This window comes from Dolichospermum planctonicum (assembly GCF_005402965.1).
Taxonomy (GTDB): domain Bacteria; phylum Cyanobacteriota; class Cyanobacteriia; order Cyanobacteriales; family Nostocaceae; genus Dolichospermum; species Dolichospermum planctonicum.
Map to the genome: position 1 here is coordinate 13,936 of NZ_BJCF01000043.1, position 26,912 is coordinate 40,847.

At 37.0% G+C, this 26,912-nt stretch carries 18 protein-coding genes and 1 pseudogene; 11 read left to right on the forward strand and 8 right to left on the reverse strand.

Annotated features, from left to right (window positions below):
• Positions 1 to 543: 543 nt before the first annotated feature.
• A complete protein-coding gene (gene fmt / locus FFO06_RS16415) occupies positions 544 to 1,542 on the forward strand; it encodes a methionyl-tRNA formyltransferase (RefSeq protein ID WP_137909000.1) in 999 nt (332 codons plus the stop codon).
• Between the two features lie 39 nt (positions 1,543 to 1,581).
• Here the strand turns inward: fmt and FFO06_RS16420 are convergent, their stop codons facing one another.
• Positions 1,582 to 1,935 carry a DUF6464 family protein gene (locus FFO06_RS16420; RefSeq protein WP_137909001.1) on the reverse strand — a complete coding sequence of 118 codons (354 nt, stop codon included), beginning with the start codon at positions 1,933 to 1,935 and terminating at the stop codon, positions 1,582 to 1,584.
• A gap of 485 nt (positions 1,936 to 2,420) precedes the next feature.
• On the opposite strand from FFO06_RS16420, the gene psaC reads away from it, so the two are divergent.
• The 4 genes and pseudogenes from psaC to FFO06_RS16440 all read left to right on the forward strand — a co-directional run.
• On the forward strand, positions 2,421 to 2,666 hold the full coding sequence (gene psaC, locus FFO06_RS16425; protein WP_015080270.1) for a photosystem I iron-sulfur center protein PsaC: 246 nt from the start codon (positions 2,421 to 2,423) through the stop codon (positions 2,664 to 2,666).
• A 109-nt stretch (positions 2,667 to 2,775) separates the two neighbouring features.
• Positions 2,776 to 2,952, forward strand: a complete 177-nt coding sequence (locus tag FFO06_RS21650; protein ID WP_201275477.1) for a hypothetical protein — start codon at positions 2,776 to 2,778, stop codon at positions 2,950 to 2,952.
• Positions 2,953 to 2,955: 3 nt separating this feature from the next.
• Positions 2,956 to 4,848 carry a glutamine--fructose-6-phosphate transaminase (isomerizing) gene (gene glmS / locus FFO06_RS16430; protein WP_137909002.1) on the forward strand — a complete coding sequence of 631 codons (1,893 nt, stop codon included), beginning with the start codon at positions 2,956 to 2,958 and terminating at the stop codon, positions 4,846 to 4,848.
• A 364-nt stretch (positions 4,849 to 5,212) separates the two neighbouring features.
• Positions 5,213 to 5,506: pseudogene (locus tag FFO06_RS16440) on the forward strand (REP-associated tyrosine transposase); the annotation flags it as partial.
• A gap of 183 nt (positions 5,507 to 5,689) precedes the next feature.
• Here FFO06_RS16440 and FFO06_RS16450 read toward each other — a convergent pair.
• Positions 5,690 to 5,944, reverse strand: coding sequence for a hypothetical protein (locus tag FFO06_RS16450; protein WP_137909004.1), 255 nt, complete (start codon positions 5,942 to 5,944; stop codon positions 5,690 to 5,692).
• A gap of 160 nt (positions 5,945 to 6,104) precedes the next feature.
• Between FFO06_RS16450 and ileS the strand changes: the two genes are divergently transcribed.
• From ileS to FFO06_RS16480, 6 genes are all read left to right on the forward strand, one after another.
• A complete protein-coding gene (gene ileS / locus FFO06_RS16455; RefSeq protein ID WP_137909005.1) occupies positions 6,105 to 9,257 on the forward strand; it encodes an isoleucine--tRNA ligase in 3,153 nt (1,050 codons plus the stop codon).
• Positions 9,258 to 9,327: 70 nt separating this feature from the next.
• Positions 9,328 to 9,933 (forward strand): Uma2 family endonuclease, encoded by a 606-nt coding sequence (locus FFO06_RS16460; protein ID WP_137909006.1) that lies wholly within the window; start codon positions 9,328 to 9,330, stop codon positions 9,931 to 9,933.
• A gap of 317 nt (positions 9,934 to 10,250) precedes the next feature.
• Positions 10,251 to 12,686 (forward strand): phosphoenolpyruvate synthase, encoded by a 2,436-nt coding sequence (ppsA, locus tag FFO06_RS16465; protein WP_137909007.1) that lies wholly within the window; start codon positions 10,251 to 10,253, stop codon positions 12,684 to 12,686.
• Positions 12,687 to 12,780: 94 nt separating this feature from the next.
• Positions 12,781 to 14,289, forward strand: a complete 1,509-nt coding sequence (locus FFO06_RS16470; protein WP_137909008.1) for a pyruvate kinase — start codon at positions 12,781 to 12,783, stop codon at positions 14,287 to 14,289.
• Positions 14,290 to 14,603: 314 nt separating this feature from the next.
• Positions 14,604 to 17,723, forward strand: a complete 3,120-nt coding sequence (locus tag FFO06_RS16475; protein WP_306420245.1) for a PAS domain S-box protein — start codon at positions 14,604 to 14,606, stop codon at positions 17,721 to 17,723.
• A 176-nt stretch (positions 17,724 to 17,899) separates the two neighbouring features.
• Complete coding sequence (locus FFO06_RS16480) at positions 17,900 to 18,106, forward strand: hypothetical protein (protein ID WP_028084306.1); 207 nt, start codon at positions 17,900 to 17,902, stop codon at positions 18,104 to 18,106.
• Positions 18,107 to 18,186: 80 nt separating this feature from the next.
• Here FFO06_RS16480 and FFO06_RS16485 read toward each other — a convergent pair whose 3' ends face one another.
• The 6 genes from FFO06_RS16485 to FFO06_RS16510 form a co-directional block, all read right to left on the reverse strand.
• Entirely contained in the window at positions 18,187 to 19,275 is a 1,089-nt protein-coding gene (locus tag FFO06_RS16485; RefSeq protein ID WP_137909009.1) for an ATP-dependent 6-phosphofructokinase, read from the reverse strand.
• A 108-nt stretch (positions 19,276 to 19,383) separates the two neighbouring features.
• Positions 19,384 to 20,403 carry a dihydroorotate dehydrogenase-like protein gene (locus FFO06_RS16490; RefSeq protein ID WP_137909010.1) on the reverse strand — a complete coding sequence of 340 codons (1,020 nt, stop codon included), beginning with the start codon at positions 20,401 to 20,403 and terminating at the stop codon, positions 19,384 to 19,386.
• A gap of 105 nt (positions 20,404 to 20,508) precedes the next feature.
• Complete coding sequence (nifJ, locus tag FFO06_RS16495) at positions 20,509 to 24,063, reverse strand: pyruvate:ferredoxin (flavodoxin) oxidoreductase (RefSeq protein ID WP_137909011.1); 3,555 nt, start codon at positions 24,061 to 24,063, stop codon at positions 20,509 to 20,511.
• 24 nt (positions 24,064 to 24,087) lie between these two features.
• On the reverse strand, positions 24,088 to 24,354 hold the full coding sequence (locus FFO06_RS16500) for a hypothetical protein (protein ID WP_137909012.1): 267 nt from the start codon (positions 24,352 to 24,354) through the stop codon (positions 24,088 to 24,090).
• A 181-nt stretch (positions 24,355 to 24,535) separates the two neighbouring features.
• Positions 24,536 to 24,847, reverse strand: a complete 312-nt coding sequence (locus FFO06_RS16505; protein ID WP_137909013.1) for a HetP family heterocyst commitment protein — start codon at positions 24,845 to 24,847, stop codon at positions 24,536 to 24,538.
• Positions 24,848 to 26,088: 1,241 nt separating this feature from the next.
• Positions 26,089 to 26,718 carry a ribonuclease D gene (locus FFO06_RS16510; protein ID WP_137909014.1) on the reverse strand — a complete coding sequence of 210 codons (630 nt, stop codon included), beginning with the start codon at positions 26,716 to 26,718 and terminating at the stop codon, positions 26,089 to 26,091.
• Between the last annotated feature and the right edge of the window lie 194 nt (positions 26,719 to 26,912).

Genomic DNA, 26,912 nt, shown 5'->3' on the forward strand with positions numbered 1-26,912 from the left:
CAATCAAAAATAAACAAGAACACTAAATACACATACCCAAATTCACAAATTTATAATTTATACTTACACTGGTAAATGCTAGAATTAAGCAAACACAGTTTATTTGCAACTTGGGTAATTACTTAACAATTTTGATTTAGTAGAGAAATGGCCAATTCAAAAACTGAGTGAGATACACAAAACCTATCAATAGTAGATGCAATTAGCGATAACTTCTCTTTGAGACGCTTTGCGTTAGTGCAGCCTGTAAGATTTAGAAAACGCTCCGCGTAGCTTGCTTTCCCTCCATAGCCAAGATAGTGGTTAGCATCACTTAACTAATTGACTTGACATCATAGTTGATTTCGGCCATTTTCACTAGACTAATAGTAGACACTATACCATGAAACCCTTAAAATTCATATCCTGCCACCAAAAATTCTGTAATCAAATTCGCCAGAACAGATAATTCCATTGATATTTAGATTTTGCGGTTGTCAGCGACGGGGAACACACCTAATATTGATTAATGACTTATGACTCGTGATTAATAATTAATAACTAATGAAAGTAGTATTTTTTGGCACTCCTGATTTTGCAGTTCCCACCTTGGAAAAACTCTTAGGAAATAGTGATTTTCAGGTATTAGCCGTTGTCACTCAACCGGATAAACGTCGAGAACGTGGGAATAAATTAACACCTTCACCTGTGAAAACTTACGCTACAGATCATCATATTCCAGTTTGGCAACCTGAGAGGGTGAAAAAAGATGTGGAAACCTTAACACAACTCAAACAAATGGAAGCTGATGTATTTGTAGTTATTGCTTATGGTCAAATTCTGTCTAAGAAGATATTAGATATGCCAAAGCTAGGTTGCATTAATGTACATGGTTCAATTTTACCTCAATATCGGGGGGCTGCACCAATTCAATGGAGTTTATATAACGGAGAAAAAGAAACGGGAATTACAACTATTTTAATGGATAAGGGGATGGATACAGGGGATATGCTTCTAAAAGCTACTACAGAGATTGAATTACTAGACAATGCTCAGATTTTAGGGGAAAAGTTGGCTATTATTGGTGCAGGTTTACTAATAGAAACCCTGTATAAACTGGAACGTCAGGAAATTCAACCTATTCCCCAAGATCATGACTGTGCTACTTACGCATCTTTGATTCAAAAGCCTGATTATAATTTGGACTGGGGACGAAGTGCTATCCAATTACACAATCAAATTCGCGGCTTTTATCCTCATTGTACTACTGTTTTTCGTAACCAACCATTTAAAATCACTGCTAGTATTCCCCTAGATATTCCGTATATTGAAGAATTACCAGAGCAGTTACGAGAAAAAATACATAAAATCTCTAACTCAATGGTATCAGGGAAAGAAGGAGAAGTAGTTAATATTATTAAAGGAGTAGGGGCAATTATCCAAACTGGTGAGGGTTTATTGCTATTGCGAGAAGTACAATTAATGGGTAAACGGCCTCAGTCAGGATGGGATTTTGTCAATGGAACTCGGCTGACAGTGGGTGAGGTAATGGGTAATGGGTAATGGGTAATGGGTAATGGGTAATGGGTAATGGGTAATGGACTAATAACTTTCGTAGAAACGGCAGGACTTACAGGGTCCTGCTGGGTTAACTGCACAACGAATAATTTCCGAAAGAGCATTATAGTTACAAGTAGCATCACCAATAACCCAACGTCCCTCTACTAAAGTTTTTTCTTCTGGTCTTTGGGCTGTTTGTACGTAAATAGCGATATTATATAAAATATAGCGTCCACCTTGAAGCTGATACCTATGAAGACGCTCCAAGACTGCATAGGTTTTACCTTCAAAATCTAAATAGTTTCCTGGTTGAGGTGTCCAATCAAGCTGTAATTTACCAAGAGATTGACGCGGATGTGTTAAAATTACCTCTGTGGGTAAGGAATTTAGCTCCATAATATGTTATCTGGTATACTTGTTGAGCTTATGATCACTAATTAGGATGTTTTTGCTATAACTTAGATTTTGTATAAATAAGATTAAGCGTATTTTGTCAAATTGTATAATATATAAAATATAATTTACATATAACTTTATATTATTTAATATTTATTAAATCATAACTTGATAAGTATCTGAACAATTAGTATAGATGATTAATTATAGGTACTGTAGATAACTTCTAGGAAAATCACGATTAGTTTACATATCTTTACAAATCGGCATTTATGGGAGAGGGTGATTTAGGTAAAGACTTGATGTCTATGTTGCTGATTATGACTGAATCAGAGGGATATTGGTAGATAAATTGTCCAAAGTGTCTATTACATTGTTTAAAGTTATGTAGCCTTTTGCTTACAAGCTATCAAGCCCTGGGGTAAACTATGCCTTGATTATGATTTTGTCATTCTAGAAGAACACCCAAGAGGAGAAGTTTTTCAATGTCTCATACCGTAAAAATCTACGACACCTGCATTGGCTGTACACAATGCGTCCGCGCTTGCCCCACTGACGTGCTAGAAATGGTTCCTTGGGACGGCTGTAAAGCTGCTCAAGTGGCTGCGTCTCCCCGCACTGAAGACTGTGTAGGTTGTAAGCGGTGTGAAACTGCTTGCCCCACCGACTTTTTGAGTATTCGCGTTTATTTAGGCGCTGAAACAACTCGCAGTATGGGCTTGGCTTACTAAGAATTTCAAATTTCTAAAATTTCTAAATTCTTGGTAGTTTAGTGCTGGGGAGTGAGAAGAGGAGAAATATTGAGATTCTTCTCTCATTCCTCAGCATTTTTGTTGTTACTTGTTAGTTGGTTTTCAATTACCAATTACCCATTACCAATTACCCATTACCAATTACCCATTACCCATTACCCATTACCCATTACCCATTACTAATTTGCTTTTATTTGCTAAAGTGGCTGAAGTATCCCAGCAACTATACTTAAAATTTAATCATCCTGTAATTGGAGTTGTTTAAGCAATGTGTGGAATAGTCGGATATATAGGCACCCAGGCAGCGACAAATATTTTACTGACTGGTCTGGAGAAGTTAGAATATCGGGGTTACGACTCGGCAGGAATTGCCACTATTTTGGAAGGTGACGTGCATTGTGTGCGGGCTAAGGGTAAATTACTCAACTTGCGCTCTAAACTGGAACAAATGGAAAATCCTGCCCAAATTGGTATTGGTCACACCCGTTGGGCAACTCATGGTAAACCAGAAGAGTACAATGCTCATCCTCATTTAGATACGGCTCTGCGGGTAGCGGTAGTGCAAAATGGCATTATTGAGAATTATCGAGAGTTACGGGAACAATTAAAGGCTTTAGGTCACACATTCCGTTCGGAAACAGATACAGAGGTAATTCCTCATTTGATTGCTGAATGTTTAAAGCATTCTTCTAAAACTCAAGTTTCCGCTTCTGTGTTTTTAGACGCGGTTAGGGAAGCTGTAAGTAAGTTAGAGGGAGCTTATGCGATCGCTGTTATTTCTGCTGACTACCCTGATGAAATGATTGTAGTTCGTCAACAAGCGCCTTTAGTCATTGGTTTTGGCCAAGGTGAGTTTTTCTGTGCTTCAGATACGCCGGCAATTGTTCCCTATACCCGCGCTGTATTGACCCTAGAAAACGGCGAAATCGCTCGTTTAACTCCTTTGGGGGTGGAGGTCTATAACTTCGCTGGACACCGCTTGAAAAAGCATCCTCGCACCCTGAACTGGAATCCTATTATGATAGAAAAGCAGGGATTCAAACATTTTATGCTCAAGGAAATCTATGAGCAACCGGGGGTAGTACGGGATTGTTTGGAGGCTTATTTTTCTACGGAAGAGAGCGTAAATAGTGATCAATCACCAGTAAATTTCGGTTTAGGTAGCGAATTTTACGCAGATATAGAACAGATTCAAATTGTCGCCTGTGGTACAAGTTGGCACGCAGCATTAGTGGGTAAATACTTATTAGAACAATTGGCGGGAATTCCCACTCAGGTACAATATGCTTCTGAATTTAGGTATGCACCATCACCGCTAACGCCTAATACTCTAACTATTGGCGTAACTCAGTCGGGAGAAACTGCTGATACTTTGGCGGCTTTGTCTATGGAGAAGGAAAGAAGACAGGGTAAAGAGGCTAAGTATCAAGCGCGACTTTTAGGAATCACGAATCGCCCGGAAAGTAGTTTGGGTAATATGGTTACAAATATTATCAATACTCATGGGGGAATTGAAATTGGTGTGGCCGCGACGAAAACTTTTGTAGCGCAATTGATGGCTTTTTATGCTTTGGCGCTAGATTTGGCTTATCGTCGTCATGAGATTAATGCTGTTAGATTTGAGGAAATTCTCACTGGTTTACGGGAATTACCGGGGGAAATTGAAGCGATTTTAGAAACTCAAGAACGTTATATTGAGCATTTAGTACATGATTTTGCAGAAACGCAAGATTTTATCTTTATTGGGAGAGGAATTAATTTTCCCATTGCTTTAGAAGGAGCTTTAAAATTAAAGGAAATTAGCTATATTCACGCGGAGGGTTATCCTGCGGGGGAAATGAAACATGGACCAATTGCGTTATTAGATGCTAAAGTTCCTGTAGTAGCGATCGCTGTTCCTGGTAATGTATATGAAAAGGTGATTTCTAATGCTCAAGAAGCAAAGGCTAGAGATTCCCGTTTAATTGGGGTAACATCTGTTAAAGATAGTGAAGCGGGGGAGATATTTAATGATTTAATTCCGGTTGCGGAAGTAGAGGAAATTCTGTCACCAATTCTCACAGTTATACCGTTGCAATTATTAGCTTATCATATTGCGGCGCGGCGGGGTTTGGATGTAGATCAGCCGAGGAACTTAGCGAAGTCAGTAACAGTTGAATAACTGATATTTTCTATATTTGGTAAATAATTAGGTGGGTATTTTCCACCTAATAAAATTGTATCTTTGTTGAGTTATTTTTGATTTGTGAGCAACCAGTTATGTAACCCAAACTCCGCCCTGAAAAAATTAGCATTTGTAGCCATTTAGCACAAGCAAGGCTTTTATCTGATAATTTTGGATTTGTGATTAAACCTAAACGAAACCCAACATCACCCACCGACATATTATAATTACTCATTCTTTATAACCGCCAATATTTGTAGGTTGGGTTGAGGAACGAAACCCAACATCACCCACCAACATATTATCAGGACTTACGCAACTGGCACATTGGTAGGGTGCTTTACTACTGCATAAATCCTGATTAAGAGATGCTTTTGGTTATGTAATGCAGAAACATCCATTTATTATAGATGCTACTGTTATTTTACCTGATCATCTCCACTGTATTTGGACATTACCAGAAAATGATCATGATTTTTCTACTCGTTGGCGGTTAATTAAAAGTTATTTTAGTCGTCAATGTGAAACTAGTTCACCAGAAAATATATCTATATCTAGAAAAAAGAAAAAACAACGGACTATATGGCAATATCGTTTTTGGGAACATTTAATTAGAGATGAAATTGATTTTCAAAATTACGTTGAATATATTCATTAATTTCTATTTACTCAAGTAGTTGAATTTTATATTTTTATTGTTCTGGAATGGTATTTTCTTCTTCATATTGAGCTATTGCTTGTTCAATTATTTCAACGAATGGAACGATAGCGTTTAGCTAGTTCTCGCAAATCTCTTTGAAAACGAGGAGTAATAGCAATTTCAATTGATAGTGGTTCATTATTCTGCATCTATTCCTTCCCACATTTGTGAAAGAGGTATAGTTTGTCCACTTAATGCTTCCTTTATTCCCTGATGAATACCTTCAATGACAATTTCTGTGGGTGTTTCTTCAAGAGATGAATTTTTCTCTAATTGGAAAATAGATTTTTGAATAAGTTGCAATGTATAAGTTTCCACAGAAAGACCTTGTTGTTGTGCTTCCTGTATTAAATACTGTTCTAATTCTGGTGGTAAGCTGAGGGTTAGTGTCATAAGTCTATTGTGGGTAACTTTATATATTGTATATGTTGTAAACCTGCAAAAACAAAAAATTAACCCCAAAATACCAATAACCGTTGTTGGGTTTTCTCAACCCAACCGACGACTTATAATTGATCGGATAACCTGCACACCTACATTTAGGCATGAACCTGTGACCGAAACTGGAAAATACAAAGATACCGTCAACTTACCCAAGACTAACTTCGATATGCGGGCAAACGCCATTAAGCGCGAACCGGAAATCCAAAAATTCTGGGCAGAAAACAACATTTATTCTCAACTGGCTGAAAACAACCCCGGCGAATTATTTATACTGCACGATGGTCCTCCCTATGCTAACGGTCAATTACATATTGGTCATGCCTTAAATAAGATTCTCAAAGATATTATTAACCGCTACCAATTGCTAAAAGGTCGTAAGATTCGTTACGTTCCTGGCTGGGATTGTCACGGGTTGCCCATTGAGTTGAAAGTTCTGCAAAATATGAAACAGGCAGAACGCCAAAATCTCACTCCTTTGCAATTGCGTCAAAAAGCGAAACAGTTCGCACTAAAAACCGTAGATGAGCAACGAGAAAGTTTTAAACGCTATGGGATTTGGGGTGATTGGGAAAATCCTTATTTAACTCTACAGCCAGAATACGAAGCCGCGCAAATTGGCGTTTTTGGGGAAATGTTCCTCAAAGGTTATATTTATCGCGGTCTCAAGCCTGTACACTGGAGTCCTAGTTCTAAAACCGCTTTAGCCGAAGCTGAGTTAGAATATCCTGAAGGTCACGTTTCTCGCAGCATTTACGCCGCTTTTCCGGTGGTGAAGGTTACGGAACTATTAAAATCAGTTTTAGAGCCGTTCCTGCCTGATTTGGGCGTGGCTGTGTGGACTACTACCCCCTGGACTATCCCCGGTAATTTGGCTGTGGCTGTAAATGGTGCGTTGGAATATGCTTTAGTGTCAACTAGACAGGAATTTGCGAAACAGGACGTTGAAAATAGAGCTAGAGAAATTTGGGAAGCAAAAGGCAGGCCGCAGCAGGATAAACTTGGTCAAGATGCTGACTATATGCAGGCTTTACTAGAACTAGAACACGGACTTACAAAACAAGACGTTGAAAATAGAGCTAGAGAAATTTGGGAAGCAAAAGGCAGACCGCAGCAAAATAAACTTGGTCAAGATGCTGACTATATGCAAGCTTTGGGACATCTAGCAACAGAGGGAAAACGAAAACAACTTCCCAAATATCTGATTGTTGCGGCTGATTTGGTAGCAGATTTAGCTACTAAGTTGAATATGCAGTTAACGGTAAAAGCCAAATTTGTCGGCAAGGATTTGGAAGGTACTATTTACCGTCATCCTCTTTTTGACCGTGAAAGTCCGGTTGTGGTTGGTGGTGATTATATCACTACTGAGTCGGGGACTGGGTTGGTACATACTGCTCCTGGTCATGGTCAAGAAGATTACATCGTTGGTCAGCGTTACGGTTTGCCGATTCTTGCTCCTGTTGATGATAGTGGTAATTTTACGGATGAAGCTGGTAAGTTTTCTGGCTTAAATGTTTTGGGCGAAGGCAATCAAGCGATTATTGACGCTTTGCATGAGGTTGGTTCTCTGTTGAAGGAGGAAGCATATCCTCACAAGTATCCTTATGACTGGAGAACGAAGAAACCGACGATTTTCCGCGCTACTGAACAATGGTTTGCTTCTGTGGCAGGATTTAGGGATGAGGCTTTAACGGCTATTTCCTCGGTACGCTGGATTCCTCCCCAAGGTGAAAACCGCATTACGCCAATGGTAGCAGAAAGATCGGATTGGTGTATTTCTCGTCAACGTTCTTGGGGTGTGCCGATTCCGGTGTTTTATGATGAAGCAACTGGGGAAATTTTGCTGAATGCGGACACGATTAATCATGTTCAAGCTATCATCGCTGCCAGGGGTTCTGATGCTTGGTGGGAGTTGTCTGTGGAGGAGTTATTACCGGAACAATACCGCAATCATGGCAAGACTTACCGCCGGGGTACTGATACAATGGATGTCTGGTTTGATTCTGGTTCTTCCTGGGCAGCGGTGGCGAAGCAAAGACCGGAGTTGTGTTATCCTGTGGATATGTATTTGGAAGGTTCTGACCAACATCGCGGTTGGTTTCAATCTTCTTTGTTGACTAGTGTAGCGGTTAATGGTATTGCACCTTATAAAACTGTTTTAACTCATGGTTTCGTCTTGGATGAACATGGACGGAAAATGAGTAAGTCTGTGGGAAATGTGGTAGACCCTCAATTAATGATTTTGGGTGGAAAAGACCAGAAAAAAGAACCCGCTTATGGCGCTGATGTTTTGCGGTTGTGGGTTTCTTCGGTAGATTATTCTGGTGATGTCCGTTTGGGTGGTAATATCATCAAGCAATTAGCTGATGTAAGGAATAAAATCCGCAATACGGCACGGTTTTTATTGGGTAGTTTGCATGATTTTGATCCTCAGAAGGATGCTGTAGCCTTTGATGATTTACCAGATTTGGATAAATATATGCTGCATCGCATTCGTGAGGTGTTTAATGAGGTGACGGAAGCTTTTGATAGTTTCCAATTTTTCCGCTTTTTTCAAACTGTGCAGAATTTCTGTGTTGTAGATTTGTCAAATTTCTATTTAGACATTGCGAAAGATAGATTATATATCAGTTCTGCTGATGCTTTCCGTCGTCGTAGTTGTCAAACAGTTTTGCAAATTGCTTTGGAAAATTTAGCTAAAGCGATCGCTCCCGTTTTGTGTCATACTGCGGAGGATATCTGGCAATTTATTCCCTACGAAACACAATATAAATCAGTTTTTCAAGCTGGTTGGATTAAGGTGAATGATGAATGGGATCATCCCGAATTAGCGGAATTTTGGAAAACATTGCGACGCATTCGCAGTGATGTTAATAAAGTATTGGAACAAGCGCGGGTAGAAAAGTTAATTGGTTCTTCTTTAGAAGCTATTGCTTTGATTTATTTCAGTGATGAAAAATTACGCGCTGCTATTGAACCTTTGAATGTTAGCGGTAATGGCATTGATGAATTACGATATTTATTCCTCACTTCTGAGGTGCAATTATTAGATACACCTGACACATTACAAGGATTAAAAACTTTGCGAGTTCAAGGTGAGGATAATTGGGATATTGGGGTAGTCAACGCCGCAGAACAAGACCATAATGGTAAATTATATCAGAAATGCGATCGCTGTTGGAATTATTCGCCCCATGTTGGTGAATCAGCAGAACATCCTTTACTCTGTGAACGGTGTATTCCTGCTTTAGCTGGAGAGTTTTAGAACCATAATATCTCCGACTTCTACTAAAAAGAAGTCGGGGATCTGAATCATCTTACCATTTTTAATGATCATGAACACACAATTATCTGTAGATTTAGAAATATTACCAATGGTATTACAAATGCTACCCAATATGGTCATGACAGATGATCAGTTTTTTGATTTCTGTCAGTTAAATCGTCATTTTAGAATCGAACGTAATCAAATTGGAGATTTATTCATTATGTCTCCTACAGATTCAGAAACAGGTCAACGCAATTTTAATTTAATTGGTGAATTAGGTATTTGGACAAAACAAGATGGTACAGGAGTAGGGTTTGGTTCTAGTGGTGGTTTTACCCTACCTAATGGTGCAGTCCGTTCTCCCGACGCAGCATGGATAAAACGGACAAAATGGGAAATAATACCCGCAGACAAAAGAAAGAAATTCGCGCCTATTTGTCCCGAATTTGTAGTAGAATTGCGTTCAGAAAATGATAGTTTATCTACATTAAAAGAAAAAATGCAAGAATATATAGACAATGGCACACAATTAGCTTGGTTAATTGATAGAAAACAACGCCAAGTATTTATTTATCGGCCTAATTGTGGAGTTGAAGAATTAGATAATCCGCAAACATTAACTGGTGAGGATATTTTGCCGGGATTTGTGTTAGATTTAAGTGAGATTTGGTGATAAATAAATTAAATTAAATAAATTAAATTAAATAAATTAAATAAATTAAATTAAATAAAAGTATGAATTTGTCTCACCCATAGCCGCAGAGATCACAGAGTAGGATGAATTTATACTTATGTCACTTTGTAAAAATAAAACTTTGTAAAAATAAATTTTATTCAGCAAACCCTATATATATTACGTATTATTTCGCCATATTATTCTCAAGTCGAATTATAGTCTAGAATACAAATATATCAGCAACATTCTCAAAGATATACATTTAAATTCGGTTCTGAATTAAATAATATTAGCTATTTAAGGAATTTCAGAAGATGCTGGAAATTAAACGCAATCAAGAAAATAGCCAAACTATCCCAGAAGCTTTAGTATTACCCTTTAATTCCGTGGGAATTGCAGATATTCCCTTGGTAGGTGGTAAAAACGCCTCTTTGGGGGAAATGATTCAACAATTAAATTCCAAAGGGGTGAAAGTTCCCCATGGTTTTGCGACTACTGCTGGTGCTTATAGATATTTTATAACTGCGGCTGGTTTAGAGGTAAAATTAAGGAAGATTTTTGCACATTTAGATGTCGAAGATATGGATAATCTGCGGGAATGTGGAAAAAAAGCCAGATCATTGATGTTAGAAACTCCATTTCCGCTAGAATTACAAGAAGCGATCGCTAATTCCTATCAAAGTTTATGTGCAGAATATGGTATTAATACTGATGTAGCTGTACGTTCTAGTGCCACAGCCGAAGACTTACCAGATGCGAGTTTTGCGGGACAACAAGAAACTTACCTGAATGTTCATGGACTGCAAGGAGTATTAGAATCTTGTCATAAATGTTTTGCTTCTATTTTTACAGATAGGGCGATTTCCTACCGACAAATTAAAGGTTTTGATCATTTTGAAGTGGCTTTATCTGTCGGTGTCCAAAAAATGGTACGTTCTGATTTAGCATCTTCTGGAGTAATGTTCTCTATTGATACGGAAACAGGTTTTCAAGATGCAGCTTTAATTACCGCTGCTTATGGTTTGGGTGAAACTATTGTTCAAGGCGCTGTTAATCCCGATGAATACTTAGTATTTAAACCCACTTTAAAACAGGGTTATAAGCCCATCCTCCAAAAGCGTTTGGGAACAAAAGAAATTAAAATGATTTATGACATAGGTGGGTCAAAATTAACTAAAAATGTTCGTGTTCCTGAAATTGAACGTCATCAATTCGCCCTCAATGATCAAGAAATATTACAATTAGCTGACTGGGCTTGTATCATTGAAGATCATTATTCCCAAATTCGGGGAATAACCACACCAATGGATATTGAATGGGCAAAAGATGGGGTAACTGGTGAATTATTTATCGTCCAAGCTAGACCAGAAACAGTTCAATCTCAAAAATCAAAAACCGTTCTCAGAACTTATCAACTCAAGGAAAAAAGTCAAGTTTTATTAACAGGTCGTAGCGTGGGCGAAATGATCGGTCAAGGTAAAGCTAGAATCATACTTGATGTCCATCAAATTAACCTTTTCCAAGCCGGAGAAGTGCTAGTTACCAATCGCACAGACCCGGACTGGGAACCAATCATGAAAAAAGCCAGTGCTATTGTCACTAACTCTGGAGGCAGAACCTGTCATGCAGCAATTATTGCTAGAGAAATGGGCATTCCTGCTATCGTTGGTTGCGGAAATGGAACTACAATTTTAGAAACTGGACAAGAGATTACTGTTAGTTGTGCCGAAGGGGAAACGGGTCAAGTTTACTCAGGTTTATTAAAGTTTGACATCCAAGAATTACCATTAGATAATTTACCCCGTACCCGCACTAAAATTATGATGAATGTGGGTAATCCAGAGGAGGCTTTGGGTTTGACAGCAATTCCTAATGATGGTGTTGGTTTAGCGAGAATGGAATTTATTATTGCTAACCATATTAAAGCCCACCCTTTAGCATTATTACATTTTGACAAATTAGAAGACGAACTTGCCAAATATAAAATTAGCGAATTAACGGCACAATATGAAAACAAAGCCGAATTTTTTATTACTAAATTAGCCCAAGGTATCGGTACAATTGCAGCAGCATTTTATCCTAAACCTGTAATTGTGAGATTGTCTGATTTCAAAAGTAATGAATATGCTAATCTTTTAGGAGGTAGACAATTTGAACCCAAAGAAGAAAATCCGATGATTGGTTGGCGTGGTGCTTCTCGTTATTATGATCCTCGTTATCGTGAAGGTTTTGCTTTAGAATGTCAAGCCATGAAACGGGTAAGAAATGAAATGGGTTTAACCAATATGATTTTGATGGTTCCCTTTTGTCGTACTCCCGAAGAAGGAAAACAGGTATTAGCAGAAATGGCAAAAAATGGCTTAGTTAAAGGTGAAAATGCCTTAGAAGTTTACGTCATGTGCGAATTACCCAGTAACGTTTTATTAGCTGATGAATTTAGCCAAGTATTTGATGGTTTCTCCATTGGTTCTAATGACTTAACCCAATTAACATTAGGATTAGATCGAGATTCTGAATTAGTTGCACATTTATTTGATGAACGCAATGAAGCTGTAAAACGAATAATTGCTAAAGCCATAACTACAGTTAAACGAAATGGCCGCAAAATCGGTATTTGTGGACAAGCGCCCAGTGATTATCCAGAATTTGCTCGTTTCCTCGTTGCACAAGGTATAGATTCTATTAGTCTAAATCCTGATTCTGTGATCAAAACAATGTTAGAAATTGCCAAAGCAGAAAAAGGGGAATAGGTAATGGGTAATGGGTAATGGGTAATGGGTAATGGGTAATGGGTAATAGGTAATAGTTTTACAACTAACAACTTACCACTGACAACTAACCAATATGCAAACAACAAATCTAGATTTAGACTTATCTAATCCCTGTATTTTGCTTACCACATTACAGGAACTTCGTCAATCTATTAGTGAAGAAGGAACAGAAATATTTCAACAATGGAAAAAGCAAATTCACCGTCAATCTTTCATTAAAAGTAGCCTCAATTTGGCCTATTATCTAGCACTGAGAAGACACGATTTAAGAGAACTACAAGCGGCCTTAATGCCTTGGGGTTTATCCTCTTTAGGGAGGATAGAAGCTAAGGTTTTACCGACTTTAGATGCTGTCATTGCCACCTTACAGGCAGTTTGTCGCCCAGAACAAGACTCAACAATTATACATCCTGCTTTGGAATTATTTTTTGAAGGCGATCGCTTGCTGCAACAAAATACTGAAGATTTATTTGGTAACACGGTCGATAAGCGTCGCGTCCGAATTATGGTGACGTTACCAAATGAAGCCGCGACTAATTATGAATTTATAGAAAATATAATTCGTCAAGGCACAAACTGTGTTAGAATAAATTGCGCTCATGATACATCTGTTGAGTGGTTAGCAATGATTAATCATGTCAAACAAGCAGAATTAGAATTAGGATCTGTCTGTAAAATTCTCATGGACTTGAGTGGTCCCAAAGCCCGAATTAAATCTGCTCTTACCCCCAGCCCCAAACAGCGGATATTTAAAGGTGAATCTCTCCTCCTGGTCCAGGATTTACCAACTGCAATTAATTCTCAATATTTTCAAGTTAGTTGTACAATGCCAGAGGTATTAAAAGAACTCAAAGTTGGCACAATAGTTTGGATTGATGATGGACGTATTGGCGCTTATGTAGAGTCAATTACACCCCAGGGTGTATGGTTAAAAATCACCCATGCGCGGCTTAAAGGTGAAAAGATATTACCAGAAAAAGGCATCAATTTTCCTGAGACTGATTTGCATTTGAGTTCCCTGACGGCAAAAGATAAGCAGGATTTAGACTTTATTGCTAGTCATGCGGCTCAAGTTGATATTATCGGCTATTCCTATGTACAAACTGCTGAAGATATTCAGCTTTTACAACAGGAATTAACAGCAAGATTACCAGAAAATTCTCCCATACCTGCCATAGTTGCTAAAATAGAAACACCCCTAGCCGTTAGCAATCTTCCAGAATTAATTATTCAAGCCGCAGGTAAACAACCCTTTGGAATTATGATTGCTAGGGGAGATTTAGCTATTGAGATTGGTTATCAACGTCTAGCGGAAATTCAAGAGGAAATATTATGGTTATGCGAAGCTGCCCATATACCCGTAATTTGGGCAACCCAAGTATTAGAAAATCTCGTCAAACATGGAATGCCTTCACGGGCAGAAATTACCGATGCGGCCATGTCAGAACGAGCAGAATGTGTTATGCTGAACAAAGGTGCTTATATTGTTGAAGCTGTGGGTATTTTAGATGATGTCCTCACCAGAATGCAAGCCCACCAAGTTAAGAAAACACCCCAGTTAAGAGCTTTACATTCTTGGTAATTGGTATGAAAAAAAATTCAACATAAATCTTCCTTTCTGCCGATGTCTTCACAAAACTATATATAGTAATTGTGAATACTCACCATGGGAAATATTTATAAAATTAAAACTTTATATATCAAGTTTTCAGGTTACAATCTAAGGAGGAAGTTTATAATCGAATTATATCTCCATTATATCTCTAGTACCAAATTGTGCCAGATTTGACTTTCTATTTTGATAGAAATAAATCTTCTAATTCTCCAAAACCAAAGTATTCATATCTATCAAATTGATTAGCTACTCATTATTAGAGTTTTATAAGTATAAAATTAGTGACAACAACATCTACCCCTGATATCAAACCAATGGATTCATTAAATAACGGTTTTCACCAGCAATTTATTAACTTACCTAGTTTAGGTCAAATCATTGATTATTCTCCTTTAACTATTAGTTCCGATAGTTGTGTTATGGATGCTATTAACTTAATAAATCAATCACCAAATTATCAAGTTAATAACCCACTTAAAACAGCAAACGACTATGTTTTAGTAGTAAATCAAAACGAGTTGCAAGGAATATTTACCATTAAAGATGTATTGAGAGTAATTGCCTTAAATATCAACCTATTAGGGGTAAAAATAGCTGAAGTGATGACTCAGCCACTAATTACTTTAAAAGCATCAGCATCTGAGCAGATTTTAACAGCATTCACCCTTTTAGAGCAGTATTGTATTCAGCATTTACCAATAGTAGATAATGCAGGGAAATTAATAGGTATCATCACAGAGAAGAACTTATTACAAGCCTTAAATATAGAAAAAATAGTTGGTAGAATGCAAGCATTGCGTGAAAATTTTGCAGAATCAACGACAGAACACAACCCAGTTAATCAACAAATAGAAGTAATCCGTGGGCAACTTTCTAATGCTTTGCAAGCATGGGCAGAAAAACAAATTGCTGATCATCCAAAAGTTAATGAAGAACTTCAAGAAACCTTAGAAGAATTGCAAATTGCGGAAGAGGAACTGCGTCAACAAAATGAACAACTAATCCTGGCTCGGGAAATTACCGAAGCAGAAAGACTGCGTTATCAAAATTTATTTGAATTTGCACCCAATGGTTATTTTGTAACTGATAGTTTAGGTGTGATTCAAGAGGCTAATCAAGCTGCATCATTCTTATTATCTGTCCCTCAAAAGGCACTTATTGGTAAGCCATTAGTGGTGTATATTGCTGACAAATGCCCTTTTGATTTTGTATCCAGGTTAGGGAAATTGCAGAATTTACAGGAATGGGAAATGTATTTATGTCCTCGTGAAGGTTCACCTTTTCCTAGCAAAGTCAGAGTTAATCCTTTGTATGATCATCTAAATAAAAGCATTCGTTTTCTCTGGTCAATATCTGATGTTAGTGAACAGCACGCTGCACTTCATGAACGGGAAAAATTAGAAGCTGCACTACGTCAAAATAGTGACCTTTTAGAAATCAAAGTAGCGGAACGCACGGCAGAGTTAATAATTGCTAATGAGCGGTTACAACAGGAAATTATTGAACGGGAAAATATTCAACAGTCATTGAAAGAAAGTGAAGAACGACTTAGTTTAGCAATGGCAGCGGGGAATACAGCGATATGGGATTGGCATATCCAAAAGAATGAGGTTTTTTGGTCTCCAAATATGGGTTTAATGTGTGGTCTATCTGGTCATGCTTTGTCTCCTATAGACGCAGAATTTCTCAATTTAATATACAGTGAAGATCGTGAGCATTTTCGTCATTGTGTGCATAAGACTTTTGAGAAAGGAGTTGATTTGTCCTGTGAATATCGGGTGATATCTAGTGATAGTAGTCTCAGGTGGTTGGGTACTAGGGCTAAACTCCACTATGATGAAAATGGTCAGCCGCTACGAATGATTGGCACAACTAGAGACATTACCGACCGCAAGGAAACAGAACGGAAAATATCTGAACAAGCTGCCCTTTTAGATATCGCTACTGATGGAATTTTAGTGCGAGACTTAAAATCTCAAATCATCTTTTGGAATCAGGGAGCAGAAAGGATTTATGGTTGGCAAAGTCAGGAAGTTTTAGTGAGAAATACCCAGGATATTTTCTATAAATCCAATGATAATGAACAAGAAATAGCAGCCCTGAAAACTGTATTTAAATCTGGAAGCTGGGAGGGTGAATTATACAAAAAAACAAAATCAGGGGAGGAAATTATTGTTCAAAGTCGCTGGACATTAATGTTAGATACTGATGGACAACCCAAATCTATTCTGACAGTAGATACTGATATTACAGAAAAGAAACGACTACAACAGCAGTATTTCCGCGCTCAGAGATTGGAAAGTATAGGTATTTTAGCTGGTGGTATTGCTCACGATATCAATAATATCTTAACTCCGATTTTAGGATCTGCTCAATTACTTAAAGCTAGATTTTATCAAGACAATAATCGTGTTTTACAAATGCTGACAATCATTGAAAATAATGCTAAACAAGGAGCAGCTTTAGTCAAACAACTGTTATCCTTTGCTAGAGGATTTGAAGGTAAATATACGATTTTACAAGTTAATGATTTGATTAATGATACTATACAGTTTGCCAAACAAACAGTTTCCAAATCTATCAAATTTTCTACCTATCTTTCTCCCCAACTATATCCAGTTTATGGGGATAAAACCCAACTGCATCAAGTAGTAATGAACTTAGTCGTTAATGCTGCTGATGCTATGCCCAATGGTGGACATCTCTCTATTTCTGCGCAAAATTTATATATTGATGAGGAGATCCAGCAAATCAATTGTCATGCTAAAGGTGGGAATTATATTGTTATTACTGTTACGGATACGGGTATAGGAATGTCACCGGAAATATTAGAAAGAATATTTGAGCCATTTTTTACTACTAAAGACTTTGGTAAAGGAACAGGATTAGGACTATCAACAGTGCAAGGAATTATTAAAAGCCACAAGGGGTTTATTAATGTTGATAGTAAAGTTGGAAAAGGTAGCAAATTTCAGGTATTTTTACCATCAATAAACCAGGAAATTTCACTTTTAAAATCCGATGATCATAAAATGTATCAAGGACGGGGAGAGTTGATTTTATTGGTAGATGATGAAGCCCAAATTATTGAAGTTACAAAAACCATTTTAGAGAACTACAATTATCAAATTATCACTGCTAGAAATGGCAAAGAAGCTATTGATATATATACCCAAAATCAGGACAAAATCAAACTAGTATTAATGGATATAATGATGCCAGAAATGGATGGAAATGCCGCCATTTGCAAATTAAAAGAAATTAATCCCCAAGTGCAAATAATTGCTTGTAGTGGACGCAATATAGAACCAGATAATGAAGCTCAAGTTGCCGCGATTTTATTAAAACCCTATAGCAATCAAGAATTACTGGAAAAATTAAATCTTGTCCTCTGTTTGTAGTCAGGGATTTAGCCTTGGTGAGTGTTACCATAGTGTCTTGAAGACAGGAGTAAAGTCGTGATTGAATGAATATTTGAATGAATATTTGGATATTTTGGACAGATTTTTGAGATTACACAACTTATGCTCATACAATTGACTGATTTCTGAGACTTTTACCCTTTTCTGGCAAATCTATGACACCTCAAGAATTTTTAGAAAATTTGGCAACAGCAGCAACAGACACCGAAAAACTGATAGTTTTTGCACAATACCTTGATACAACCGCGCTAGACAATGCCACAACCCCAAGGTGGAGAAGTATTGGTTACAGTAACGAAATTCAAATGGCACTTAAAAATGTGGCTTTTCATTTAGAAGCACTTGCGGAAGCAGGAAAATAGCATTTTCAATAAAAATCTTGTAGTGTGGGCATCTTGCCCGCTCAAGTTGATTGTGTTATTGAGAGATTAAATTAAACTACTTAGACTTCTTCACCAGTATAAATCCCTAAACATTGAGCGGTTCGGATTAAATCACCGTGAGGATCAACAAGGGAGGGATTATGATTGATAACATCTTCAATGGGGAAAGTTACAACTTTTCCATTTTGCCAAGCTAACATTCTGTCGTACTGTTCTTGAGCAATTAAATCAACCGCAACTTTACCAAACATAGTAGCTGTGAGTCTGTCTAAAGCTGAGGGAATACCACCGCGCTGAATATGTCCTAACACAGAAACCCTAGTATCAATTAAATAATTACTACCATTAGCGATTTTTTCGGCAATGTATTGACCTTTACCACATTTATCAATCATACAACTAGCAGCACCATCTGTATCTTCCGCAGAAACAGATACACCCTCAGATACGACAATAATAGCAAATTTCCTGTACCAGCCATCGCTTTGGCCGTCACGGCCATGGCGTAATTCCCCTAAATGATTGCATATACCCTGAATACTATAGGGAACTTCGGGAATTAAAATCACATCAGCACCGCCAGCAATTCCTGAGTATAATGCTAAATGTCCCGCAGTCCGTCCCATAACTTCGATAATCATGACTCGGTCATGACTAGCAGCAGTGAATGTAAGCCGATTAATAGCATCAACAATGGTATTAACTGCGGTATCAAAGCCAATGGAACGTTCTGTAAAAGCGACATCATTGTCAATAGTTTTAGGAATAGCGACTAAATGCCAATTACCTAAAACTGCTAATTGGTGAATAATATTTAAACTACCATCTCCACCAATAGCAATTAAAGCATCTAAAGCGATCGCTTCATAACCTGATAATATTTCATCAGCATGGGCTAAGGTATCTCCTTGATTAATAGTACCTAAAATTGTTCCCCCCATGTTGAGCAGCGGGTCAATACCGTGCAAATTCCAACTGTGGATACTTAAAGGGACAGTTTTCCGCTCTAGCAGTCCTTGAGTCGCGTAGGGAATACCCACCACTTCCCAATCATAAGTCTGTATTGCATGACTGACAACGGCGCGAATCACACAATTTAACCCAGGACAGTCACCACCACTAGTAAGAATACCAATACGTTTTTTCATTATTTGTTAGTTTTTAGTTATTACCTATTACCTATTACCTATTACCTATTACCTATTACCTATTACCTATTACCTATTACCTATTACCTATTACCTATTACCTATTACCTAACTTTTTGTATAAACTCTACCCGAATCTGGATTATAAGTTTGTAAAGCCTTCATATATTGAGCGCGTTCAAAAGCACTAGGATGAGGACAATTTAACTGGCTCATACTACCTTGCATTTGTTGTACAGATTCATATTCGTGTATTTCCATCCATTCACGCAGGTCTTTTTCTAAACACTGTATATAAGTAATTTTTCTCCGCAATAATACAGAGCAAAGCATAGTAATATTTGCGCCTACCATCAGCATTTTAATTACATCCTGAGCATTATGAATACCACTAGTTGCAGCAAGACTACCGTGAATATGTCCATAGAGAATGGCTATCCAGCGCAGAGGTAAACGCATGGCTTGGGGGGTACTTAATAATACATTAGGTTCAACCTCTAGAATTTCTAAATTAATATCTGGTTGATAAAAGCGATTAAATAATACTAAACCATCAGCACCGGCAAGATCTAAACGTTTGGCCATATTTGCCATATTAGTGAAATAGGGACTGAGTTTAACAGCTACAGGAATGGTAACTGCGGCTTTCACCGATGTGAGAATATCAATATAATTCTGTTCAATTTCTGCACTTATTAAATCTGGGTCTGTAGGAACATCATAAATATTTAATTCTAGTGCTGATACCCCCGCTTCTTCCATGAGTTTACCATATTTAGTCCAACCACCAACAGAACAACCATTAAGACTGCCAATAATGGGAATATCTACTGTTTCCTTAGCTTTCTGAATATGATCTAAATATTCTTCAGGTCCTACCCGAAAATTAGTTATATCGGGGAAATAGGTTAAAGCTTCGGGAAAACTTTCTGTACCATAACTGAGATGATGATGAAGTTGGGATTTTTCTAAAGTTAATTGTTCTTCAAATAATGAGTGCATAACCACAGCACCCGCACCCGCATCTTCCATACTTTTAATATTATCAATTTCCCGTGAAAGTGGAGAAGCGGAAGGAACTAAAGGTGATTTTAATTCTAAGCCTAAATATGTGGTAGTTAAATTCATAATTTTAATAATTTGGGTTAATAATTTGGGTTAATAATTTGGGTTAATAATTTGGGTTAATAATTTGGTAATTTAATGATTTTCTTCCTTTTCCTGAGTTCTGATTTAGGTTTCTTGCAATTTTCCTGCGGCTAAATATTGATACATTTGCCACCGATTGTTAACATCAACTTGTGCTTCTTTTAAAAGTTGTTTTGCTGTTTCTGGATTAATTTTCGTCAACATTTGAAAACGATTTTCCATATACATGGAATTTTCTATTGGTATCTTAGGAGTGCGGGAATCGAGTTGTAGAGGGTTTTTCCCCTGTTTAATGCGGTCGGGGTGATAACGATATAATAACCAGCGTCCAGAGTCCACAGCGGCTTTTTGATTTTGCATTGCTGTACTCATATTAATTCCGTGAGCAATACAATGACTATAGGCAATAATTAAGGATGGACCATTATAAGCTTCAGCTTCTAAAAAAGTTTTTAAAGTTTGTTCATCTTTTGCACCCATTGCTACACTAGCAACATAAACATTACCATAGGTCATAGCCATTAAACCCAAGTCTTTCTTAGTTGTTCTTTTACCACCTGCTGCAAATTTTGTAACTGCACCTTTAGGAGTAGATTTAGACATTTGACCTCCGGTATTAGAATAAACTTCTGTGTCTAATACCAAAATATTAACGTTGCGGCCACTAGCAATTACATGATCTAAACCACCATAACCAATATCATAAGCCCAACCGTCACCACCAATGATCCAAACACTTTTTTTAACTAAATAATCAGCTAAGGATTTTAAATTTTGGATTTGGGATTTGAGATTGCTTTTGGTTATAGATTCGAGAAGTTGATCTAATTTTTGTTTGAGAAGAGAAATTCGTTCTCGTTGTTCATAAATATCTGCTTCATCTTTTTGTTCAGCATTGAGGATATCTGTTACTAAAGTTTCACCTATTTCTGGTGCAAATTGTTGAAGTAAATAGGCTGCAAATTCCCCTTGTTTATCTATAGAAATGCGGAAACCTAAGCCAAATTCGGCATTATCTTCAAATAAACTATTAGACCATGCAGGACCCCTACCTGCGGCGTTTTTTGTCCAAGGAGTGGTGGGTAAATTACCCCCATAGATAGATGAACAACCGGTGGCATTAGCGACGATCATGCGATCGCCAAATAATTGTGTTACTAATTTAATATAGGGTGTTTCTCCACATCCCGCACAAGCACCAGAAAACTCAAATAAAGGTTCTTGCATTTGTTGTTGATTAATATGATGCAACTGCAAATTTTTTCTATCTGGGTTAGGAATATTTAAGAAGAAATCCCAGTTTTCTCGCTCTTGTTCTCGCAATGGTCTTTGTGGTTCCATATTAATGGCTTTTCTGCGAGGTTCGGCCTTATTTTTTGCAGGACAAATATCAACACAAATACCGCAACCTGTACAATCTTCCGCTGCTACTTGAATGGTAAATTTTAAATTATGCCAATCATGTTCTTTCGCATTGGCACTTTTAAAAGTTTTTGGTGCATTTTCTAATACTTCTGCTGCATATACTTTAGCACGAATTACACTATGAGGACACACCATTACACATTTACCACATTGAATACAAACGTCACTATCCCAAACAGGAATTTCTGCCGCAATATTGCGTTTTTCCCATTTAGATGTTCCCGTGGGATATGTACCATCTATTGGTAATGCACTCACGGGTAAATCATCTCCTTGACGGGCTATGATTTTACCTAATACATTATGAACAAAATCTGCTGTAGGTTCGGGAATAGATGATAGTTCTGTTTTTGCTGCTTTGGCTATAATCTGATGAAGATTTTCCAGAGTTTTATCAACTGCTTTAATATTCAATTCGACAATTTCTTCACCTTTTTTACCGTAGGTTTTATGGATAGATTCCTTAATTTTAGCAATAGCTTCTGCCTTTGGTAAAATACCGGAAATAGCAAAGAAACAAACCTGCATAACTATGTTAATATGTCCACCTATTCCCGCTTCACGAGCGACTTTATAGGCATTAATCACATAAAAGTTGAGATTTTTATTAATTATCTCCTGCTGTATGGAAGCTGGTAATTTATCCCAAATTTCATCTTGATGATCAGGTGCATTTAATAAAAAAGTACCACCAGGAATTATCTCTTTTAAGATCGGGAATTTTTCTAAAAAGTCCCATTGATGACAAGCGATAAAATTGGCTTTCGTAATTAAATAATGAGAGCGAATTTTCTCAGAGCCAAAGCGCAAATGAGAAACCGTTACAGAACCAGATTTTTTAGAATCATAAACAAAATAACCTTGGCTATAATTATCAGTTTCTTCTCCAATAATTTTAATTGAATTTTTATTTGCACTCACTGTACCATCTGCACCCAAACCGTAGAAAATTGCCCTGACTATATTATCCGGTTCAATATTAAATTCTGGATTATATCCTAAACTAGTATGTGTAATATCATCATTAATTCCAATCGTAAAATGATTTTTTGGTATTTCAATATCTAAATTATCAAATACTGATTTTACCATCGTCGGTGTAAATTCTTTAGATGATAAACCATATCTACCACCAACAACTTTAATTTGATTAATTTGGTTTTCTGCTAACGCTGTCACCACATCTAAATATAAAGGTTCACCAATAGCACCCGGTTCTTTTGTTCTATCTAAAACTGCAATACTGCGGGTAGTTTTGGGCAGAGAATCAATAAATTTTTGGACATCAAAGGGACGATATAATCTCACTTTGATTACTCCAACTTTTTCCCCGTGTTGGTTAAGATAATCTACAGTCTCCTGGACGGTTTCACAACCAGAACCCATGAGAATAATGATTTTTTCTGCTGCTGAATGTCCATAATAATCAAATATTTTATATTCTCTTCCTGTCATTTCTAAAAATTCATCCATGACCCTTTGAGTTATATCTGAACAAGCTAAATAAAAAGAATTTACCGTTTCCCTGCTTTGAAAATAAACATCAGGGTTTTGTGCCGTTCCTCGTAATACCGGGTTATCAGGTGTTAAAGCTCGTAAACGATGGGCAATTACTAACTCTATGGGAATGAATTTCTCTAAGTCTTGAGTTGTTAATATTTCTATTTTATCTACTTCGTGAGAAGTGCGAAAACCATCAAAAAAATGTAAATAAGGTATCCGTGATTCTAAACTTGCGCGTGTAGAAATAAGGGCAAAATCATGGGCTTCTTGCACAGAAGCAGCGCACAACATAGCAAAACCGGTACTTCTTGCGGCCATGACATCACTATGATCTCCAAAAATTGAGAGCGCTTGCACTGCCAGCGATCGCGCCGCAATATGAAATACTGTAGGTGTAAGCTCTCCCGCAATTTTATACATATTTGGGAGCATTAACATCAATCCCTGGGAAGCTGTAAATGTGGTTGTCAGTGAACCCGTCTGTAAAGCACCGTGTACAGCACCAGCAACCCCCCCTTCACTCTGTAACTGCACCACTGAGGGAACAGTTCCCCAAATGTTCGGTTTTCCCTCATTCATCCAAGTATCAGACCATTCAGCCATAGGTGAAGATGGTGTAATAGGGTAAATAGCAATTACCTCGTTTAATTGATAAACAACCTGAGCAACAGCTTCATTACCGTCTATAGTGGCAAAAATTTTATTTTTCATATTTATATTATTTATATCTTTATATTATTCGTATATAATTACAGTGTTTCCTTTCCTGGGTATAGATACCCCATTAAAGTAGGTTTTTTTGGAATTATCTATACTGTTAATTTTCTGCTTACTGTATTTATCATCTCCACTGATATTTTGTTTTTTTAACTTATTTTTGAATAAATCAATATCGCAATAACCCCCTAAAAAAACCTCTGTTTGCTCTGGAGTAATATCTTCCAGAAGCAACTTGACATCAATTTGATAAATATCGGTATTGGACTGTAATATTTTAGCCATTGTCTTATATCTTCATGAATTAAAGATTACTCTGTCTTCTAGACTGGCAAAAATTATCATAATTTTCATCTATCTATTGGCTAATATTCAAACTAATTCCCTGCCATACTATAAAATACCCCATACTAACTTTAGCATGGGATATATAACAACAGGTATCCGAAATCATTTACAGTTGAGTCTACCTTTCTCCTGCGGTTATAAGTTGAGATAAATCTCTGTAATTAGGACTATTGACAGAAGCTTGAATATCAGCTTTCGTTTTTTGTTTACTAGCTGTTACCAGTGCAGAAATTTGACGGTTTTCTTTAATTAATCGGCTGTAAGTACGTTGAGGAATATAATGGATTGGATTATAACCAATATAACGTAAAATCAGCACACAAGCCCAAGAATACCGACCATCAGCAATAGCTTCGATGATATGATTGAATTGTTCAGGAGTGATAACACTATGAAAATCTTTCTGAGAATAAGAAGCTTGATAGTTCATAACTAACCCTGATTTAATCTTGTAGGACTGAAAGTTAATAAGTCGTAATAACTGAGAATAGAGAATCTTTCTAGTCCAAATTAATAAGACTTTTATGGTCAAATTTGGGAATTTTTATCCTGATTTGATCAGTCTTTTAACTCCTGACTTCTAATCCTCTAAATCCCCACTTACATGGAGAAATTCATGGGATATCTGATCTCACAGCGTTATATGCACGTAATATGCAAAGGATTCAATTCTCTTGGTAAGTAACTTTGATATCTAAATTCGAGTATAGCGATAACTTTTCGATTAAATATCAATATTATTTGTGGTTATCAGAGAACTTTATTAAGTTTTTGTGAGCTTTGTTCAGAAGTGGTTGACATTCAAGTAACCCTATATCTGTCAAGTAATTATTAGTTTTGTAATCTTTGTTATATCATGGGCAATTTTTTATCTACATAGATTAGATTCTGAATTGTTTGAGTGTATAAATTGGTAAATTACTAAACTCACTACCCTTCTATTAGTAAAAAATATAGGTAAATTCCCAGATTTTATACTTAATTTGATTGTTTGATAACGAATAGGAAATACAGCTACTCTAATTATGACACTATTTAAATAGTCATACAATATTGAAATATTTCCTGACATTTGCTATCTACAGTTTTGTAAATACCCATTGTGACACTATTACATATAGAATACTATGTTTTCAGTAACTAGTCAGCCAAATTGGCACTTTGTGCCTCTAAATAGTAGAGAAAATGTCAGGCTTCAATTGCGTATCAAATGACTGTTTAAATAGTGTCATAAGGAGTATTTACAAAAATGTAGATCAGAGGTAATTCAATATTGTATGACTGTTTAAATAGTGTCATAAGCAGTATTTACAAAATCTTAAATAGCCCCTATAGTAGTGGAAATTTTTTTGGTTATTGGTTATTTTTAATTCTCTAGCTAAATTAGTTACACCTGATCACGAAATACCCAACTTATTAAAGCGACTGAGAAGATGATTATCAAGTTTTTGGATTATTGAAAGCCTATTCTTACAAGACTTACGCAAAATATCTCTCCCTAAACCCCCATTTCTCCGTGACCTCTGTACCTGGAGTGGTGTATAGCTCCTGCGTCGCTACGCAAGCTATGGACACGCTACGCGAACGCTATTCCGTGACTCGTGGGTAAGTCCTATCTTATTCAGGGGAACTTCATAAATTAGCCCTACTTTGCGTAAGTCCCTAAGATGTCTAATGTTCAAATAAGTCTTTGAATTGTAATAAATCTAAGGTGACAATTGTGGATAAAGTTTGAAAACATTCTTGGGCCAGTTGCCAACGTTCTTCCCGTTTTAACATAACTGTAAGTTTTTGCTGTATACTCAGTAGGTAACGAACGTCATTAGCAGCATAACTTAATTGTACTTGGGATAAATTACTAGCATTACCCCAATCAGAACTTTGGGCGCTTTTATCTAATTCTACTTTTTCTATTTCTAATACTACGTCTTTTAGCCCGTGACGATTTGTATAAGTACGTGCTAACTTACTAGCAATTTTAGTACAAAAGACGGGCTGAACAAAAATGTTTAAATTGTGCCTTAAAGTAGCCATATCAAACCTAGCAAAGTGAAAAACTTTGACGATATGGGTTGCTTCCATAAGTGTTTTTAAATTAGGTGCGGCTGTTTGTCCTTTAGATACGCGAATAGCGGTGACTTGGCCTTCTGGGTTACAAAGTTGAACCAGACACAAACGGTCTCGTTGTGGCAAAAGTCCCATTGTTTCTGTATCAACAGCGATCGCTGAAGCTTTTAAATACTCAGAAAGGGCAGCATCACTTAAATCGCCGTCACCAACTTGAAAATCCTGCAATATCATGAAGTTATCAAATATAAATTATCTTTATTGTGCCAGATCATAATACTATTTCTCACACTCCAGTTAAAACCCACATTCCGCACCCCAAACTGTCACAGAGGTAAATTACGTAGAGAAAAAATTAAAGAGAGCATCAAAACAAACATATAAAGTGAAAAAAGGCATTTGAGAAACAGTAAATCACCAAAAACGTC